General features: G+C 52.1%; 15 protein-coding genes and 1 pseudogene. 10 read left to right on the top strand and 6 right to left on the bottom strand.

Going from position 1 to position 18,037, the window contains the following annotated elements; genetic code table 11:
• Positions 1–25: 25 nt before the first annotated feature.
• Entirely contained in the window at positions 26–526 is a 501-nt protein-coding gene (locus ACJJIF_RS00335) for a hypothetical protein (RefSeq protein WP_414133717.1), read from the top strand.
• Between the two features lie 48 nt (positions 527–574).
• Here the strand turns inward: ACJJIF_RS00335 and ACJJIF_RS00330 are convergent, their stop codons facing one another.
• Positions 575–2,074: a CoA-acylating methylmalonate-semialdehyde dehydrogenase gene (locus tag ACJJIF_RS00330; protein WP_014285172.1), complete on the bottom strand. Its 1,500-nt coding sequence runs from the start codon at positions 2,072–2,074 to the stop codon at positions 575–577.
• Between the two features lie 190 nt (positions 2,075–2,264).
• Here ACJJIF_RS00330 and ACJJIF_RS00325 point away from each other — a divergent pair, with 190 nt between their 5' ends.
• Both ACJJIF_RS00325 and ACJJIF_RS00320 read left to right on the top strand, forming a co-directional pair.
• Positions 2,265–3,155: a LysR family transcriptional regulator gene (locus ACJJIF_RS00325; RefSeq protein ID WP_008550093.1), complete on the top strand. Its 891-nt coding sequence runs from the start codon at positions 2,265–2,267 to the stop codon at positions 3,153–3,155.
• A 112-nt stretch (positions 3,156–3,267) separates the two neighbouring features.
• Positions 3,268–4,107, top strand: a complete 840-nt coding sequence (locus ACJJIF_RS00320; RefSeq protein WP_444928423.1) for a hypothetical protein — start codon at positions 3,268–3,270, stop codon at positions 4,105–4,107.
• A gap of 90 nt (positions 4,108–4,197) precedes the next feature.
• Here ACJJIF_RS00320 and ACJJIF_RS00315 read toward each other — a convergent pair whose 3' ends face one another.
• Complete coding sequence (locus tag ACJJIF_RS00315; RefSeq protein WP_352930931.1) at positions 4,198–5,709, bottom strand: phosphomannomutase/phosphoglucomutase; 1,512 nt, start codon at positions 5,707–5,709, stop codon at positions 4,198–4,200.
• Between the two features lie 109 nt (positions 5,710–5,818).
• A complete protein-coding gene (locus tag ACJJIF_RS00310; protein ID WP_414135998.1) occupies positions 5,819–7,207 on the bottom strand; it encodes a mannose-1-phosphate guanylyltransferase/mannose-6-phosphate isomerase in 1,389 nt (462 codons plus the stop codon).
• A gap of 250 nt (positions 7,208–7,457) precedes the next feature.
• Between ACJJIF_RS00310 and ACJJIF_RS00305 the strand changes: the two are divergent.
• The 7 genes and pseudogenes from ACJJIF_RS00305 (at position 7,458) to ACJJIF_RS00275 (ending at position 15,986) form a co-directional block, all read left to right on the top strand.
• Positions 7,458–8,772: pseudogene (locus tag ACJJIF_RS00305) on the top strand (acetylornithine deacetylase/succinyl-diaminopimelate desuccinylase family protein).
• Between the two features lie 20 nt (positions 8,773–8,792).
• Positions 8,793–10,304, top strand: a complete 1,512-nt coding sequence (locus tag ACJJIF_RS00300) for an ABC transporter substrate-binding protein (RefSeq protein ID WP_444928422.1) — start codon at positions 8,793–8,795, stop codon at positions 10,302–10,304.
• 196 nt (positions 10,305–10,500) lie between these two features.
• Positions 10,501–11,448: an ABC transporter permease gene (locus ACJJIF_RS00295; protein WP_444928421.1), complete on the top strand. Its 948-nt coding sequence runs from the start codon at positions 10,501–10,503 to the stop codon at positions 11,446–11,448.
• Positions 11,445–12,329, top strand: a complete 885-nt coding sequence (locus tag ACJJIF_RS00290; RefSeq protein ID WP_054784732.1) for an ABC transporter permease — start codon at positions 11,445–11,447, stop codon at positions 12,327–12,329. Before ACJJIF_RS00295 ends, ACJJIF_RS00290 begins: the two co-directional genes overlap by 4 nt.
• On the top strand, positions 12,326–13,570 hold the full coding sequence (locus tag ACJJIF_RS00285) for an ATP-binding cassette domain-containing protein (protein ID WP_444928420.1): 1,245 nt from the start codon (positions 12,326–12,328) through the stop codon (positions 13,568–13,570). Before ACJJIF_RS00290 ends, ACJJIF_RS00285 begins: the two co-directional genes overlap by 4 nt.
• Positions 13,542–13,748 carry an ATP-binding cassette domain-containing protein gene (locus ACJJIF_RS00280; protein ID WP_444928419.1) on the top strand — a complete coding sequence of 69 codons (207 nt, stop codon included), beginning with the start codon at positions 13,542–13,544 and terminating at the stop codon, positions 13,746–13,748. Before ACJJIF_RS00285 ends, ACJJIF_RS00280 begins: the two co-directional genes overlap by 29 nt.
• Positions 13,749–13,904: 156 nt before the next feature.
• Positions 13,905–15,986 (top strand): methyl-accepting chemotaxis protein, encoded by a 2,082-nt coding sequence (locus ACJJIF_RS00275; RefSeq protein WP_444928418.1) that lies wholly within the window; start codon positions 13,905–13,907, stop codon positions 15,984–15,986.
• A 156-nt stretch (positions 15,987–16,142) separates the two neighbouring features.
• Here ACJJIF_RS00275 and ACJJIF_RS00270 read toward each other — a convergent pair whose 3' ends face one another.
• From ACJJIF_RS00270 to ACJJIF_RS00260, 3 genes are all read right to left on the bottom strand, one after another.
• Positions 16,143–16,784: an imm11 family protein gene (locus ACJJIF_RS00270; protein WP_444928417.1), complete on the bottom strand. Its 642-nt coding sequence runs from the start codon at positions 16,782–16,784 to the stop codon at positions 16,143–16,145.
• Positions 16,785–17,010: 226 nt separating this feature from the next.
• Positions 17,011–17,349 carry a DUF1330 domain-containing protein gene (locus tag ACJJIF_RS00265; RefSeq protein ID WP_444928416.1) on the bottom strand — a complete coding sequence of 113 codons (339 nt, stop codon included), beginning with the start codon at positions 17,347–17,349 and terminating at the stop codon, positions 17,011–17,013.
• 68 nt (positions 17,350–17,417) lie between these two features.
• Complete coding sequence (locus tag ACJJIF_RS00260) at positions 17,418–18,035, bottom strand: TetR/AcrR family transcriptional regulator (RefSeq protein WP_444928415.1); 618 nt, start codon at positions 18,033–18,035, stop codon at positions 17,418–17,420.
• Positions 18,036–18,037 lie beyond the last annotated feature (2 nt).

The raw sequence follows: 18,037 nt of genomic DNA, 5'->3' as shown, positions 1-18,037 counted from the left end.
AACAACAAAAAGGAGAGAACCTGCCATGTTTCGCTCTTTTAGCCGTCTTTGCCTGACGGCAATTTGGGGCCTGGGCCTTACCTCCGCATCCATTGCCTCCGAGAAGCAAGGTTTTACCGCTGAGCGCAGTGACGTGATTCCGCCGCTGGAGATTTTTAAAACGATGGCGGATGATCTACAGCCCCAAGGCTGGATCACCTTTCAGACGCTGGACGGCAAGCAGATTGTGAACTTCGCACCTATCATGTCGCTGCGCTGCAGGCTGAAGGAAATTAAGTATTCCATCGATTCCAAGGATCTCAATGAGAGCTTCCCTATTCCTGATTGCGATCCGGAGTATCCCTTCCGCGTGGAAGCCCAGAGCATTCATCAGCCTTACATCATGGAGTTTCCTGGCGGGACCGTGCAAGCGCTGGCAGTTCAATTGACGTGGGATGATGGCAGTACGAGCAAGATTGCTTATTACGAGCCTTGCCGGGCTGTGGGAGCCGCGCCCTGCGCCTACCCTCTTGGTAGTAACGAATGAAAAAAGGCGCTCCGAAGAGCGCCTTTTCCAAATCTGTTTCCCGAAGGCTTAGCCCATTGTTGGGATAGAGAATTCTGCACCTTCTTTAACACCTGAAGGCCAGCGGGATGTCACTGTCTTGGTGCGGGTGTAGAACTTGAAGCCGTCTGGGCCGTGCTGGTTCAGATCGCCGAAGCCAGAACGCTTCCAACCGCCGAAGGTGTGGTAAGCGAGCGGCACAGGGATTGGCACGTTGATGCCGACCATGCCGATGTTGATGCGGCTTGCAAAGTCACGTGCAGTGTCACCGTCACGGGTGAAGATTGCAGTACCGTTGCCGTACTCGTGATCCATTGGCAAGCTCAGAGCTTCTTCGTAGTTTTCTGCGCGTACAACAGTCAGAACCGGACCAAAGATTTCTTCTTTGTAGATGTCCATGTCTTTGGTTGCGTTGTCGAACAGGCAAGGACCAACGAAGTTACCGTTTTCATAGCCCTGTAGTTTGAAGTCACGGCCGTCTACAACAAGCTTAGCGCCCTGCTCTACACCGGAGTTCACCAGACCGAGGATACGGTCACGTGCCTGTGGGGTGATGACTGGACCGAAGTCTACGTCGTCGCCAGCGGTGTAAGGACCAACCTTGAGAGCTTCAACGCGTGGGATGAGTTTCTCGATGAGACGGTCTGCAGTTTCCTGACCAACTGGAACAGCAACGGAGATCGCCATGCAGCGTTCGCCAGCAGCACCGAAGCCTGCGCCAACCAGAGCGTCAGCAGCCTGATCCAGATCAGCGTCTGGCATGATGAGCATGTGGTTTTTCGCGCCGCCGAAGCACTGTACGCGCTTACCGGAAGCTGTACCGCGGGTGTAAACGTACTCAGCAATCGCAGTGGAACCAACGAAGCCAACAGCCTGGATGATCGGATCATCGAGGATTGCGTCTACAGCTTCTTTGTCGCCGTTTACAACGTTCAGAACGCCGTCTGGCAGACCAGCTTCCTGCATCAGCTCAGCGAGCATCATAGGCACGGAAGGGTTACGCTCGGATGGCTTGAGGATGAAGGAGTTACCAGCTGCGATCGCAACACAGAACTTCCACATCGGGATCATTGCAGGGAAGTTGAATGGAGTGATACCCGCAACAACGCCCAGAGGCTGACGCATGGAGTACATATCGATGCCAGGACCAGCGCCTTCGGTGAACTCACCCTTCATCATGTGCGGTGCGCCGATGCAGAATTCTGCAACTTCGAGACCACGGATCACGTCGCCCTTCGCATCAGGGAAGGTTTTGCCGTGTTCTGCGGACAGCTTGGATGCCAGCTTGTCCATGTCGCGATGAAGCAGGGATACGAACTTCATCATTACGCGAGCGCGGCGCTGTGGGTTGGTTTTTGCCCAGCCTACCTGCGCTTTTTCAGCGATCGCTACTGCTTCCTGCAGTTCAGCTGTGGTTGCCAGAGCAACTTTTGCTGTAACTTCACCGGTTGCCGGGTTGAAAACGTCAGCTGCGCGGCCAGACTTGCCTGCAACGCGCTGTCCATTGATGAAATGACCGATCTCTTCCATGAGGTCCTCCCTCTCCAGGTCTATTCTTGCGGCCCGCAAACGCATGCGTTTTACAGGTCTGCGAGCGAATTTCTTTATGCCCCTAGCATGAACTATATTTTTCGCATATCAATGAGATAATAATCGAAACCGTTGTGCGAAAATTAAAGAGCAAACTGCGCAGCACGTGGAATGGGAGCAATCAAAAATCATGAACTGGGATGATGCAAGAGTGTTTCTTGCTGTGGCGCGCTCCGGGCAGATTTTGGGAGCCGCTCAAAGGCTGGGCCTCAACCATGCAACCGTTGCCCGCCGCCTCTCCGCGCTTGAGGCTGCCTTGCAGGCTAAACTGATTGATCGCCGAACCACAGGCTGCGCCTTGACCAGTGAAGGTGAGCGGTTCTTTGAGTTTGCTGAGAGCATGGAAACGGAGATGCTTTCTGCTCGCGCTGAAATCGGCGGGACAGATGTGGAACTTTCCGGTGCGGTGCGTATTGGTGCGCCTGACGGCTTTGGCGTTGCGTTTCTGGCCCCACGCCTTGGCGCTCTTAATGAACGTTATCCCGATCTGACACTGCAGTTGGTTCCGCTCCACCGAGCTTTCTCACTATCTAAGCGAGAGGCTGATCTGGCCGTAACAGTGGGCCAGCCAGAACATGGGCGGTTAGTGAGCCGTAAACTGACGGACTACTCACTGGGTCTTTATGCTTCCCGTACCTATGCTGATCGCTATGGCCTGCCGCAGACCGAAGAAGAGCTGAAGCAACATCGCCTGATTGGGTATGTGGACGACTTGATCTTTGCCTCCTCCCTCAACTACTCAGCTGAGTTCTCCAAGGAATGGCAGTCACGTCTGGAGTGCGCCAGTGCTCTTGGGCAGACGGAAGCCGTACGCGCTGGCAGTGGGATCGGCATCCTTCATGGGTTTATTGCAGACGGTAATGATGACTTCGTGCCCGTGCTGCCTGAACGGCGGATCTCTCGCAGTTACTACCTTGTGACCCATGAAAGCGCACGGCACCTGCGCCGTATCAAAGCTGTCTCAGATTTCATCAGTGACTTGGTAAAACAAGAGAAGGATCTCTTTAGAAACCACCTGTAACACACTGATTTAGAGTCGGTTTCAAGCCTTTAAAATTATAAATTGTCATTTTTGATAATTTATAATATACAGTCGGCATACCCTCCTGACTGTAACTTGAAGGCAAAATGAGATGATTGGTAAGCTTGCGGAGTACGTTGGCGTTCCTTTGGTTGTTGTCACTATTGTGGCGACCTTGCTTTACTTTGATTTTGGCGGATATCTGACGCAGGAAAGCCAGGCTGCCGATGGTAAGGATCAGCCCAAAGTGCTGGATACTCTTGTCGCGGACATTCCCTCTCTGCCCGTGATCAAGGGAGAATTTCCAAGTCTTTACAAAGACCTGCAGAGTCAAATTGAGAAAGAGATTCAATCAGGCGCTGATGAGCGGGTGCTGGCCAAGAGCTTACATGACATGCTCTATCGCGCCCTGCAGGTGTATCGACCACTTTTGAAGTATGCCGATGACGATAAAATCGTAGAAGTCTTGAAAGCCAAGCAGGCGCTCACTTTGAAGCTGAAAAAGAGCAAGGGTGAGCTGATTTGTGCGCAGGTCTTTTCCGGGTCGACTGGTGCGTTTCTGGACAGCTACACAGAGGTGGAAAGCGAAAGCTCCAAAGAAGGGCTGGTTCTCTTCCGCTTGCTTGCAGATGCGCAAGTGAAAGCAAAGGATGACGGGCTTGTCATTCATTACCCGGCAGTGCCATTGAAGAAGAAAATCCGTGTGATTGGCCAGGCAACAGATAAGCCGACTGATACGGACTTGTATCTTCCGGTGAACGCCGCCTTTGATGCACTTGTGAAAGTGTATCCGATGGAGTCACTGAGCCGCATTTTTGCTGCAGACCCGACCGACAAACAACTCTGTGACAGTGAAGTCCGCCTTTATGATGCGATCATTGGGTTGCCGAAACCGCATGGCCCAGCGGTGCGCAAATACATTGTCGACCTGCTTTATTTTGCGGGCTACTAGCCATCCCCCACCCTTTGTGCAAGTAGTCCCATAACAAAAACGCCGGTCCCAAAGGGCCGGCGTTTTTAGTGTCTTTATTCTGTTTAGGCGTTAGGCCAGTTCAGCAAGTGTCTGGTTGTAGTCACCAACCTCTGGATTTTCGCGCAGGACTGAATCCATTGCTTTGAACATCTCATGCAGGCGCTCTTCAGAAACCGGGCTTTCCACCACAACAACCAGTTCAGGCTTGTTGGAGGATGCACGAACAAGGCCCCAGGTGCCGTCGTCACAGACAACACGAACGCCGTTTACAGTGATGAGGTCATCAATATCATGACCGGATACTTTCGCACCTTCCGCTTTCATGGATTTGAAGCGCTCAACAACACGATCAACCACATCGTACTTGATCTCATCTGCGCATTTTGCTGCCATGGTTGGGGAGCCCCAGGTCTTCGGCAGGTCACGGCGCAGGTCCGCCATGGTCTTATCCGGGTTGCGATCCATCATGTCCAGAACAGCAACAGCAGAGACAACACCATCATCATACCCACGACCGATTGGTGGGTTGAAGAAATAGTGGCCGGACTTTTCGAAGCCAGCGATCGCGCCAAGCTCAGTCACGCGGCGTTTGATGTAAGAGTGACCAGTCTTGAAGTAGTCAGTCTTTGCGCCATTGGCTTTGAGGACCGGGTCTGTGTGGTAGAGACCGGTTGACTTAACATCCACGACGAACTGGGTTTCCGGATGCAGTGCGGAGATATCGCGTGCGAGCATGACGCCGACTTTATCAGCGAAGATCTCTTCACCTTCGTTATCAACCACACCGCAGCGGTCGCCATCACCGTCAAAGCCCAAGCCAACTTCGGCACCGGTTTCCAGCACCTTGTCGCGGATCGCATGAAGCATCTTCATGTCTTCCGGGTTCGGGTTGTAGTTCGGGAAGGTATGATCCAGCTCGCAGTCCAGCGGGATGACATCCACGCCCAGCGCCTCAAGGATGCGCGGTGCGAAAGCACCTGCTGTGCCGTTACCACATGCCACGACTGCTTTGATCGGACGTTTCAGCTTTTCACGTTCAGTCAGGTCCGCGATGTAGCGGTCAGCCAGATCTGGGTGATACTCATAGGAACCACCACCACGCAGATCACTTTTCCCTTCCAGAACGATCTCTTTCAGGCGGCCCATTTCTTCAGGACCAAAGGTCAACGGGCGGTTTGCGCCCATCTTCACACCGGTCCAGCCGTTGTCGTTGTGGGAAGCTGTGACCATCGCCACGCATGGGACATCCAGATCAAACTGCGCGTAGTAGGCCATTGGAGACATAGCGAGGCCAATGTCATGCACCTTGATGCCCGCAGACATGAGACCTGTAATCAGAGCCATCTTGATAGAGGCAGAGTAGCCGCGGAAATCATGACCAGTTACGATCTCAGGACGAACACCAAGTTCATGAATGAGAGTTCCGAGCCCCTCGCCCAGAGCCTGAATGCCCTTCAGGTTGATCTCTTCTTCAAAGAGCCAGCGCGCGTCGTACTCGCGAAAACCGGTTGGCTTGACCAACGGTGTCGTTTCATAGGCCAAGGTGTTCGGCGTTAGCTGTGAAACCGGTTTAACTGACATATTTTCTCCTAGGTAAGCATCAGATCACTGGTAGTACAGAGACGTGACGCTTTTATCAAACTCCGTTTGAATGTGAGGCGTTACCCACCAAACGGTTCTCAAATTCACGTTATACTCGCAGGATATCATCCTCGGCGATGTATGCGCCGGACTGGACTTCGATCATGCGAACCGGGATTTTTCCCGGATTTTGTAGTTTGTGCCTTGCTCCAAGCGGGACAAAGACAGACTGATTTTCTGAAATCAGCTCATCTTTCCCATCAATGGTCACTTCCAGCGTTCCACTCACAACAACCCAGTGCTCTGCACGGTGGATGTGGCGCTGCAGTGTCAGGCCTTTGCCAGGTTCGATCATCATGGACTGCACACGGAAGCGCTCGCCTTCTGAGATGCGTTCACTCCACCCCCAAGGGCGGTAAACGCGGCGGTGTTGAACAGTTTCAGGCCGGTTTGCCTTGTCCAGTTGCTCCACCACCTTCTTCACGTCCTGCGCCTTATCTTTTGCGGCGACGAGGAGTGCGTCCTTGGTGTTGACGACCATGACATCTTCCAGGCCGACAACGCTGACGAGGGCATCTTCAGAATAAACGAGGCAATTTTTGGACTGTTCGAAGATCGCTTCGCCTAAAGCAGAGTTACCCTCATCATTCTTTGCCATGGACTCCCAGATCGCTGGCCATGAGCCCAAATCACTCCACCCCGGATCAGTGGGGACACAGGCAACATTCTCTTCATTTTCCATGATCGCATAATCAAAGGAGATGTTGCGTACTTGCGCGAAGGCTTCTTCTTCCAATCTCAGGAAGTCGAGATCGTGCCTTGCATTCTCAGAGGCTTTGGCCACCTGCTCCCAGATATCGGGCGCATGCTTTTGGAAAGCATCGCGCATGGCAGCAGCTGAGTACATGAAGATGCCGGCGTTCCAAAGGTAGTTGCCGTCTTTGAGGAACTCCTCTGCGGTTGCCAGGTCCGGCTTTTCGACAAAGGCATCGACCTTGCGGACAGACTCACTGCCCTCGCATAGCTTGATGTAGCCGTAGCCGGTGTTGGGTTCGCTTGGTTCAATACCAAAGGTCACGATCTGCCCGGCATCAGCAGCAGTATGCGCAGCTTCTACAGCGCATAGAAACTCTTTATCATCTGCGACTAGATGGTCTGACGGCAGCAGCAATACGATGGCGTTTTCATCTGTCTGTAGCGCCATAAGAGCTGCAAGAGCCGCTGGTGCTGCGGTGTTGCGTCCACATGGCTCCAGCACGATGGCCTGAGGCTCAATGCCAAGTTCTGCCATTTGCTCGCCGATCAGAAAGCGATGATCCTGATTGGAAATGACCAGAGGGGCGCGGAACTGCTCGGAACTCACTCGTTCACATGTCTTTTGAAAGAGGCTTTGTCCTGAAAAGATTGGCAAGAATTGTTTTGGCCTTTCTCTACGGGACAGAGGCCAGAGGCGAGATCCAAACCCACCCGACAGAATCACAGGTGTGATTTTGCTCATGCTATTGCCAGTCATATTTTCAGGATCACTTTCAAACAAACGAGTAGACTATTCGTAAACTCAGAAGGTGCAGGCAAAAACCCTCAAAACACGTGGAGTTTCAGTGTTCCACACATTCTCTCGAAAATAATTAAGGCATTTTACCAATCTCTTTATCGTCAACTTACCTAGTACTTTTCAGGGGTATTCAGTCGATTTGGGACGGGTCACGATATTCGTTAATTCATTTAAGCATTTGATTGGGGGGACAATGCGGGATGAACTCAGGCAATCTGTCGAGAGCAAAGTAGAGGAGCTTGTGGCTCTGACACGGGATCTGATTGCGTTTCCGACTATCAATCCTCCCGGAGAAGCTTATCGCCCCTGTGCCGAGTTCATTGGGGAACGCTTGAGGCGCAAAGGCTTCCAGGTTGAGTATGTCAGAGGTGAAAGCACCCCTGGCGACTCTGATCGCTATCCGCGTATCAATGTCATCTGTCGCTATGAGGGACGCGGCCCCGGGCCTTGCGTTCATTTCAACTCACACATTGATGTAGTTGAAGTTGGATATGGCTGGACGGTTGATCCGTTTGCCGGGGTTGTCAAAGACGGTAAGGTCTTTGGGCGCGGGGCCTGCGATATGAAGGGCGGCTTGGCTTCTTCCATTATCGCGGCTGAAGCTCTGATTGAGTGTTTCCCCGAGTTTTGCGGTGCGATTGAAATCTCAGGCACCGTTGATGAAGAGTCTAGGCGGGCTTGGCGGCGTGGCTTATCTTGCCAGACATGGATACTTTTCCAAACCACGCGTTGATCATGTGATCATCCCGGAACCACTGCATAAGGATCAGGTTTGTCTTGGGCACAGAGGGGTCTGGTGGAGTGAGATTGAGACTCGCGGCTCCATTGCACACGGCTCCATGCCATTCTTGGGAGACAGCGCAATTCGTCACATGGGAGCGTTTTTGAATGTGCTTGAAAACGAGCTTTACCCCGCGCTCAGCAAAAAACAAACACAAATGCCGGTTATTCCTCCCGGCGCCCGATCATCTACGTTAAATATCAACTCGTTACATGGCGGGCAGGATGAAGGACATGACGGTCTTCCCTCCCCTTGTGTTGCGGATAGCTGCCGCATCGTACTGGATCGTCGCTTCCTGATTGAAGAGCCTTTGGAGGACGTGAAACAAGAGATAGTTGAAATATTAGAAAATCTGCGTAAAACACGTAGAAATTTCGAATATGAACTTAAGGATCTCCTTGAAGTTCTCCCTGTGATGGCCGACAAAGACTCCCCAGTCGCGCGCGCAGTCGCAGACGGAATTAAAGACGTGCTTCAAAAGGATGCATCATATGTGGTCTCTCCGGGGACATATGATCAGAAGCACATAACACGGCTTGGCCACTTGCACGATTGTATTGCGTATGGCCCAGGCAAACTTGAGATGGCGCACAGGCCGGACGAATTTGTTGGAATTGAGGATCTCGTAGACAGCGCAAAAGTAATGGCACTGGCGGCGTACTCTCTTCTTACAGAGCCTGATGCAAGCCCAATAACAAGAACACAGTCTGATCACGTGCACTCTTAAAGTATAAGGGACGGAATGGAATGCATGCAAAGTCATTAAAAAGTCGGCTGCTTTGCCTTGCTGGAGGCGCGGCCCTCGTCCTTGCAGCACTTACAGGTGCGCACGGTTCTGCTGAAGCCAAATCATCCCTGTCTTTGGGAATGGTACTTGAACCTCCTCATCTTGATGCGACTGCAGGCGCAGCTGCTGCGATTGATGAAGTGGTTTATCAAAACATCTTTCAGGGTCTGACACGTATCGGGCCGGATGGAAGCGTTCAGCCTTCTCTCGCCAAATCCTGGGATGTGAGCGAAGATGGAATGACCTATCGTTTCCACCTGCAAAAGGGTGTCGTCTTCCATGACGGAACACCGTTTTCAGCTGAGGACGTCAAGTTTTCCATTGATCGCGCACGGGCAGAAGGCAGCGTGAATGCCCAGAAGCCTTTGTTTGCAGCGATTGATGAAGTGGTGGTGGTTGATCCGGAAACCGTTGATATCAAACTCACCACACCAAGTGGCAATCTTGCTTATAATCTGGCTTGGGGTGACGCCGTTATCGTTTCTCCCAAAACCGCTGAGAGCAACAAAACGAAACCGATTGGCACCGGACCATTCAAGTTCGATCGCTGGATGAAGGGACAGGAAATCCGCATTTCCCGCTTTGATGGTTATTGGGGTGATCAACCTCAGCTGGATAAGGCGTCGTTCCGTTTTATCTCTGATCCCAATGCTGCTTTTGCTGCCATGATCTCCGGTGACCTTGATGCGTTTCCAACCTTCTCTGCACCGGAAACTATTGCTCAGTTTGAAGCTGATCCACGTTTTGAAGTTGCGATTGGGACCACTGAGGGTGAAACCATCCTAGCGATGAACAACACCCGTGGCCCTCTTAAGAACAAGCTTGTCCGTCAGGCTATTTCTCATGCGATTAACAAGCAGGCGCTGATTGATGGAGCTATGTTCGGTCTGGGCACTCCAATCGGCACACACTTCGCACCACACCACCCTGCCTATAACGATCTGACAGGACTGTATCCTTACGATCCTGCAAAGGCGAAAGAGCTGCTTGCCAAGGCCGGTTATGCTGATGGCTTCAGTGCAACGCTGAAGCTGCCACCGCCAACTTATGCGCGCCGTGGCGGTGAACTGATTGCATCAGATCTGAAGAAAGTTGGCATTGACCTGAAAATCATTCCGGTTGAATGGGCGCAGTGGCTTTCTGAGGTATTTAAAGAGACCAACTACGACTTCACCATCGTCTCTCATGTTGAGCCAATGGATATTGGTATCTATGCGCGTGAGAAGTACTACTTCAACTACAACAGTGACGCCTTCAAGAACGTGATTGAAGAGCTGAATGTGACAGTTGATGAAGAGAAGCGTTATGAGCTTTTGAAGCAGGCTCAGCAGATTATCTCTGACGACGCGGTGAATGTGTATCTGTTCCAGCTGGCGAAGTCAGGTGTTTGGAATGCCAATGTGAAGGGGCTTTGGCGCAACTCTCCGACACCGGGCAATGACCTGTCGCAGGTTCACTGGGCAAATAACTAAAATCACCTAGCAAATACACGTAGATATTTGCACAGGGCTGCGGTTGCAACCGTAATCGCGGCCCTTCTCAATTGCTATTCCAGACCAATTGGTTTAAGCGATTTCAAACCGATAGTTACTCTAGGGGTAACCCTTTTCTCTCATTGTACAATTTGCTTGTGCGACGCAAGTTTGATTGGTTTTGCGGATTTGTCGAATGCTCTGGTTCGCGTTCCTTCGCCTCATAGGCTTACTGACAACTCTATTGGCCGCAAGCCTCGTAATCTTCGTTGTGCTTGAGGTTATTCCCGGTGATCCGGCAGAAGTGATGCTTGGGCTGAACGCACAGCCTGACACGCTGGCAGCACTGCGTGCCGAACTTGGTCTGAACGCACCCGTCACCACCCGCTATATCAATTGGGTGCTTGGCATGCTGCAGGGCGATTTCGGGATCAGCTATACCTATTCCGTTCCAGTTGCAGAACTCATCGGTGAGCGTATTCAGATCAGCCTTCCGCTGGCTACTGGCGCTCTGATCCTCTCTACCATCATCGCAATCCCAATCGGCGTTTATTCAGCCCGGTATCATGGCAAGCTCATTGATACGGGCATCATGTCTGTAGCGCAGATTGGTATTGCGATCCCGAACTTCTGGATCGCTATTCTTTTAGTTTATGTGTTCGCGATTGTGCTGCGTGTTTTGCCATCGGGCGGTTTCCCCGGTTGGGAGGTGAGCTTCTTTGGCTCGTTGCAGGCCCTAATACTACCCGTTGTGGCTTTGGCTTTGCCGCAAGCCAGCATTCTGGCCCGCGTAATGCGTTCCGCTCTGCTGGATGTGCTCCATGAGGATTATATTCGCACCGCACGCGCGAAAGGTCTTTCCAACAAAGCCACGCTTTGGCGCCATGGTGTGCGAAATGCTCTTATTCCGGTGCTGACCATTCTTGGCCTTCAGTTCTCCTTCCTGATTGCGGGTACTGTTATCATTGAGAACCTGTTCTACCTGCCAGGACTTGGGCGTCTGATTTTCCAAGGCATCACTCAGCGCGATCTCATTGTTGTGAAAAGCAGTGTGATGCTGCTTGTTGCTCTGACCATCTTCGTGACGTTTCTCGTCGACATCGCCTATGCAGCCATTGATCCAAGATTGAGGCGACGAGTATGAATCAGGAACTTCCGAGCTACCCGTCGCTTGCTACCTATGATGAAATCTCCATTTGGAGGAAGGCTCTGCATAGCCGTTCCTTCCTGATTGGTGCTTTCCTTGCCATCGTTATATTGATAGCTGGCGTGCTCTCCATCTTCTGGACGCCTTATGCAATTGATGTTCTGAACGTTGCCAACCGCTTGAAGCCAATGAGCTCTGAGTTCTGGTTCGGAACAGATCAGTATGGCCGCGATATTTTCTCGATGCTGATGGTGGGTGCGCGCACTTCCATCATTGTCGCGTTGATTGCCGTTGGCATTGGCATGCTGATCGGTGTTCCGCTGGGACTGCTTGCAGCAGCACGCAAAGGTTTGCTGGAAGAACTGGTTATGCGCACCAATGACCTGATCTTTGCGTTCCCTTCCCTGCTTTCCGCCGTGCTGATCACTTCCATTTTTGGACCGGGTACGATCAACGCGGTGATCGCAATTGGCATCTTCAATATTCCGGTGTTCGCACGTGTGGCCAGAGGTGGTGCGCTATCCCTTTCAGGCCGCGAATTTTTGCTTGCTGCCCGGCTTTCTGGCAAGAATTCGTTCTTGATCACGCTGGAGCACGTTATACCGAATATCGCTAACTTGCTGATTGTGCAGGCGACCATTCAGCTGTCGCTCGCGATTTTGTCGGAAGCCGGACTTTCTTATCTTGGTCTGGGCACACAGCCTCCGATGGCAAGCTGGGGCCGCATGCTTTATGAGGCGCAGACCATGGTCGCGTTTGCACCACAACTGGCACTTTATCCGGGCTTTGCAATTATCTTTTCTGTACTTGGCTTCAACCTGTTGGGTGATGGCCTGCGTGATCTACTTGATCCCAAAATGCGGAGGAGAGTGGCATGACCTCTGTCTTTTCCGCGACGGACCTTTGTGTTTCCATTGGTGACAAGGCGATCCTGCGCAATGTGAGCTTCTCGCTTGAGCAAGGTAAAATCCTTGGCCTCGTGGGAGAAAGCGGCTCAGGCAAGTCCATGAGTGCCCTCTCCGCCATGCAGCTGCTGCCAGAAGGTGCCAATCAGATCGGCGAGCTGATGTTTGAGGGTAAGAACCTCACGCGCGCGACCGATACCGAGATGACCCACATTCGTGGCAAGGACATCTCTATGGTATTTCAGGAGCCGCTGACTGCTCTCAATCCAACACGCACCATTGGTGAGCAGGTATCAGAAGGGTTGCGCTGGCACCTTGGTCTTTCCCGCAAAGAAGCAATGGAACAGACCATTGATGTTTTAGAGCGTGTTGGTCTTGGCCTTGAGTACGGATTGATTGATCGCTTTCCCCACCAGCTCTCCGGTGGTCAGCGCCAGCGTGTGGTCATTGCAATTGCGATTGCCTGCAAGCCAAAAGTTCTTATTGCCGATGAGCCGACAACAGCACTGGACGTGACCGTTCAGGCGCAGATCCTGACATTGCTGAAGGACATCGTGAAGAAAGAGCAGATGGCAATGCTGCTCATCTCACATGATCTGGCTGTTGTTGCGGATATGGCGGACAATGTGGCGATCATGAAGGATGGTGTGATTGTTGAACGTGGCCCAACCTGCGAGCTGTTCGACAATCTTTCTCATCCGTACTCCAAGAAGCTGTTTGAGGCCTCCAACCACGTGCCGGTTCCGCGACAAGAGCCGGTTGACGAGGTAACACAGCCGCTGTTGAAGGTGAGTAATGTACTGCGCGAGTATCCGCTTCCACGCGCCAGCTTCTTCACCCGTCGGCAATGGCACCGTGCAGTTCAGCATGTGTCCTTCCATGTGGCGCCGCGTCAGAGCATGGGACTTGTGGGTGAGAGTGGCTGTGGCAAATCCACATTGGCTCGTACCATCTTGGGCCTGACGCCACCTGATGGCGGACACATTCAGTTTTTGGGACAAGACCCCTACTCTGTTTCTCGCAAAGACCGACAAGATCTTCAGCTTGGGATTCAAGCAGTCTTTCAGGACCCATACGGCAGCTTTGATCCACGCCATACCGTTGAGCGTACGGTGGGTGAACCATTGCACTTGATGCGTAAAGAGCTGTCTCGCGTACAACGCCAGAAAGCGGGTCCACGAAGTATTGGAGAGCGTTGGTCTTACATCCGCTGATGCAAACAAATATCCGCATGAGTTTTCAGGTGGTCAGCGCCAGCGTATTGCGATTGCACGTGCTTTGGTGACCAATCCAAGCCTGATTGTGGCTGATGAGCCAGTCTCTGCGTTGGATGTCTCAATCCGGGCGCAAATCCTCGATCTGTTTGCTGATCTTCGGGATCGTCTCGGGTGAAGCGGCGCACGAAAAACGCGAAAGCGTTTCACGATAAATGCGAAAACAAGGTTACACAAACCCTGGACAAGGGTTAAAACCCAAAGTTGCACAAAATACGCAACGGGTCGAAGTAGAGGCACAACATTGCAGGTGGTTGAATCCGGCGTCATATGAGTGGAAGATGGCGGAACTCATACTGAATTTTACAGTATGGCGAAGCAAAAAATGAAACTAAGTCATCGCATTGTCAGCGCATCCGCAGCGGTTCTTCTCGTTGCCTCATCCCTCGTAATTTCAATCGGGACATACCTCAGCATGCAAACCGCTGAGGAAGACAGCCGCGCACTATTCAACTCGGTCGCCTCCGGTCTGGCCGTCACTGCGCAGGATCTTTTAAAAGAGTCGCAGGTTATTTCCACAACGCTTGCAAATACTTATGGCGCTGAGATCAGCACCGGAGAAGCATCGCGCACCAACATTGCCCAGATGACTGAAGCTGCTTTGCGCGGCACAACAGACATTCTCGGCATCGCCGTCTTCCTGCAACCGGATGTTGCAGGCAAGGATGCGGATTACATTGGTAAGAAGTACGCTTCTGACACCGGCCAGTTCGTTCCTTACTTCTATATGGAAAACGGCAGTGTCCAGTCCCTGACAGCAGACATTGGCCGCGCGGATGTTCAGCGCCGCATGCGCCGGGCCATGCAGCAGAAAAGCCAATTCGTAACAGAGCCTTACACCTTTGATGTTGAAGGCAAGACCATCCTCTCCGCTTCCGTTCTGGACCCGATCCTGAATGCCCGCGGGGAGCCTGTTGGCGTGGTCGTGATCGACGTGGATTTCGACAAGCTGCAAGAGAAAATGAGCGCCGCGCACTTCTACGAGACAGGTCGTCTGGCCGTGGTCAGTGAAGGCGGTCTATGGGTCAGCCATAGTGACCGTGACGTTCTGGGCAAGAAGGTACGTCCGGTGATTGAGACCATCATGAATGGTGTCCGCGAGAAGGCCAACGTGCAGGAAATCGGTGACCGCTTGTTTATTCTGGAGAAATTTCAGCTGGGTACAACGGATCAGTTCTGGTTTGCCGGCATGTCCGTCACCACGGATGAGCTGAGGGCAGGCGCACGCTATACCCGTGATATGGCGCTGATTGCAGCAGTGAGCTCCGGTCTTATCGGCTGTCTTATCCTGTGGTTCATCGGCAATTCCATCGCCCGCCCAATCGTCAACCTGACCCACCGAATGCAGTCTCTGGCAGACGGCAATGTGAAGGACGAAGTCCAGTATACAGACCGCTCTGATGAAATCGGCCAGATGGCTAACGCCTTGAAAGTGTTTGTCACTGCGGTTTCAGAACGTCAGACCCTGCAGTCTGAGGCGGAGAAGGAACACGAGCGTGAAGCCAACCGCCAGAAGGAAGCGGCTAAGTTGATCGAGGAGTTCTCCGGCACCGCAGAAACTGCTCTGGGCGTCATCCATAGCCGCTTTGACGAGCTGGAGCAGACCTCCAAAGAACTGGCGAATATCGCCGAGAACACCAACGTTCAGACCACGGCGACCTCTGCCGCTTCAGAAGAAGCAACCGCCAATGTGCAGACGGTGGCATCGGCTTCTGAAGAGCTCTCCACCTCCATTGAGGAGATTGCGCAGCAGATTGCCCGCACCAACAAGGTGATCACGCAGACCAACGATGCAGCACAGGCAACCAATGCCAAAGTGATGGATCTGGACGGCACGGCGCAGCGCATTGGTGAGGTGGTGAACCTCATCCAAGACATTGCCGAGCAAACCAACCTGCTGGCGCTTAACGCCACCATCGAAGCGGCTCGTGCTGGTGAGATGGGCAAAGGCTTTGCGGTTGTGGCAACGGAAGTGAAAGAGCTGGCCAGCCAGACCTCCAAGGCGACCGAAGAGATCTCTCAGCAGATTGCCGAGATTCAGGGCTCTTCCAAGGATGCTGTTGAAGCTATTCAGGAAATCACTTCCAGCATCCGGCAGGTCAACGAGTTCGCCTCCAACATCGCTGCCTCCGTTGAGCAGCAAGGCGCTGCCACCGCTGAGATCACCGAAAACGTGCATCAGGCGGCAACGGGAACGCAGAACGTTTCTGAGAACATGGTGCTGGTGGCGCAAGCGGCTGAAAAGACAAACCAGTCCTCTGATCTGGTCTCCAAAACAGCCTCTTCCGTCCGCGAAGAAGTGATCGGTCTGCGCGAGCAGATCGACGACTTCCTGTACAAGGTGCAGTCCGTATAAGGCTGTAACTTAAAGAGAAAATCGGCTGGCGAGGTCATAGGCTTTGCCAGCCTTTTTTATTGATTAAGCATGGGAACTACGCTTAACAAGTGATGGAATGGCAAAGTTTCAATTTGCCACTATCTGTGGGTTACGTGTGCGTTAGTTTAAGCCAAGTCAATGCTGTTGGGCAGCTTCCCACTCGAGAAATGGGCCGATGTTTTCTTCAGGAAACCATAATTCATCAAGTTCAGGCCAATGTTGAAACTTGAAATATTTGAACTTCTCTGTTTTGAGGCGCTTAAAAACTTCTTCTGAGACGTAAACGCCAATAACGCGTTGGTAATCGGATGACCAAAAATGGTGCCCTTTAATGCGAGGAGCACTTAAGTAATTTGTATATCGTACATCTATGTCGAGTTCTGGTTCACCGGTAACTTCATTTGAAGCCATCCATTCGACATTGGAATGCTTGTTCAACACCGCATCCAGACGTTTCCCGCAGTTGAAGGTATAAAAATTGCCATCAATCGGGTCACCTGTTTTCTTAAACAGATCAAGTGGGAGAAACTGATGAATTCCCGGCTCAAATTCTTCCACCAGATCCTTGAAGCGCTGAGAGACGGCATTCAGTCCCGGCATGGAAAAGATATCGGGAATGACCTTTTTCTTTGTTTCCTCTTTTGCTTTGGTCGGGAAACGGCTGGGATCAATATGAACTCCCGTGCTAAGCCCAAAAATCGCCATTTCTTGTGGTTCATCTAGGAACTCAAACTGAGGTTCTCTGCTGTTGTAATCTAACTTAATCAGGTAAGCCATTTATGCTTTCCCCATTTGTCATAACTCGAGCGTGCCTGCTTGAAAGGCATACTGTATAATATAGACGGATGGCCACAATGAAGCCTTGAGCTAAAGCTCCATTATGCAATATTTATTTGTTCTGGAATGGTGCTTGCATTACAAATTCTTTTATACTCTAAGTAGAAAAACACCTCTCTGATAAAGCGAGTTAGTGCCACTCCACTGCTTCATCTGCGGGATAAGATCAGCTCGCGGCTTCGCTCGTGAAATAGCCTGACTTCACAACACTTTCTGTTTCTGAATGACCCGGAATGACGGTCGCAAATCCTTCGATGACCTGACTGCTGAACTTTCTGAGTTCCACCATTTCCTCTGAGTTATAGAAGGTCAGAGCAGCCTCAAAGCTCTCGAACTTGTACATCACCATGTTCGTATAAGGTGTCGGATCCGCAAGGGCTTTCATCGGGCTTGCGACGATCAACTCACCACCATATTTTTCGAGAATTGGCAGGGATCTGGGGCCGAGTTCCTCAATGCGGGATCTGTCGATAATGTTGTAGTGGTGAAGAACATAACCAGCCATTTGAAAATCCTAAAATTATAGAGGGGCAACGCCTACCTTACTTCGCCTGCTAAGCAAAACCGTTGTGCTTAGATCGTGCTGACGAGCACGCTGACCGTTTCTTCTAGCTCTTCCAGCGGAGTGCCACCGCGGACCATGACGCGCAGGCCGAAGTAGCCGGCGGCGAGCAGGTTGGCCTTTTGCTTTCGCAGGGCCGCATCGCCTTTGTAAGGCTCGGAGACGGCGAGGGCGGTGTTGAACAGGTCTTGCGTACTCTTGATGCCCTCCTGCGCATTCAACTGGATTTGCGGGTCATCATGGGCGTGCTCAATGGCAGAGTTGCACAGGAAGCAACCGCTTCGGTCGCCATTGCGCACCGGCTCCAGTACTGCCTCAAACAGATCCACAAAGCGCTGCTTTGCGTCCGGTGCCTTGCAGATCACCTGCGCCAGATGGGTGATGTCCCGTTCGTGGTAAAGCTTCAGCGCCCGCGCGTACATGGCGTCTTTATTGCCAAATTCCCGGTAGAGCGACTGCTTCTTCAGCTCGGTTATCCTCTCCAGATCCTGCATGGAGGTGCCGTGGTAGCCTTTTTCCCAAAAAGCTCTCTGTATTCTGTCCAACGCAGTTTTAGGGTCAAATTCCCGAGGTCTTGCCATCACTCTATTCCCGCTCACAACAATGTTACCGATCAGTCCGTAATTCATTA

The sequence above is a fragment of the Microbulbifer regidiadema (SeqCode) genome (assembly GCF_052467605.1).
This window is presented reverse-complemented; position numbering and strand designations above follow the sequence as displayed.

Bases quoted from the DNA above. Each gene is read 5' to 3' on its own strand.
- ACJJIF_RS00300 (WP_444928422.1), top strand. From the start codon at position 8,793: ATGCATGCAAAGTCATTAAAAAGTCGGCTGCTTTGCCTTGCTGGAGGC.
- ACJJIF_RS00330 (WP_014285172.1), bottom strand. From the start codon at position 2,074: ATGGAAGAGATCGGTCATTTCATCAATGGACAGCGCGTTGCAGGCAAG.
- ACJJIF_RS00335 (WP_414133717.1), top strand. From the start codon at position 26: ATGTTTCGCTCTTTTAGCCGTCTTTGCCTGACGGCAATTTGGGGCCTG.
- ACJJIF_RS00320 (WP_444928423.1), top strand. From the start codon at position 3,268: ATGATTGGTAAGCTTGCGGAGTACGTTGGCGTTCCTTTGGTTGTTGTC.
- ACJJIF_RS00285 (WP_444928420.1), top strand. From the start codon at position 12,326: ATGACCTCTGTCTTTTCCGCGACGGACCTTTGTGTTTCCATTGGTGAC.
- ACJJIF_RS00260 (WP_444928415.1), bottom strand. From the start codon at position 18,035: ATGAATTACGGACTGATCGGTAACATTGTTGTGAGCGGGAATAGAGTG.
- ACJJIF_RS00290 (WP_054784732.1), top strand. From the start codon at position 11,445: ATGAATCAGGAACTTCCGAGCTACCCGTCGCTTGCTACCTATGATGAA.
- ACJJIF_RS00325 (WP_008550093.1), top strand. From the start codon at position 2,265: ATGAACTGGGATGATGCAAGAGTGTTTCTTGCTGTGGCGCGCTCCGGG.
- ACJJIF_RS00265 (WP_444928416.1), bottom strand. From the start codon at position 17,349: ATGGCTGGTTATGTTCTTCACCACTACAACATTATCGACAGATCCCGC.
- ACJJIF_RS00310 (WP_414135998.1), bottom strand. From the start codon at position 7,207: ATGAGCAAAATCACACCTGTGATTCTGTCGGGTGGGTTTGGATCTCGC.
- ACJJIF_RS00315 (WP_352930931.1), bottom strand. From the start codon at position 5,709: ATGTCAGTTAAACCGGTTTCACAGCTAACGCCGAACACCTTGGCCTAT.
- ACJJIF_RS00270 (WP_444928417.1), bottom strand. From the start codon at position 16,784: ATGGCTTACCTGATTAAGTTAGATTACAACAGCAGAGAACCTCAGTTT.
- ACJJIF_RS00295 (WP_444928421.1), top strand. From the start codon at position 10,501: ATGCTCTGGTTCGCGTTCCTTCGCCTCATAGGCTTACTGACAACTCTA.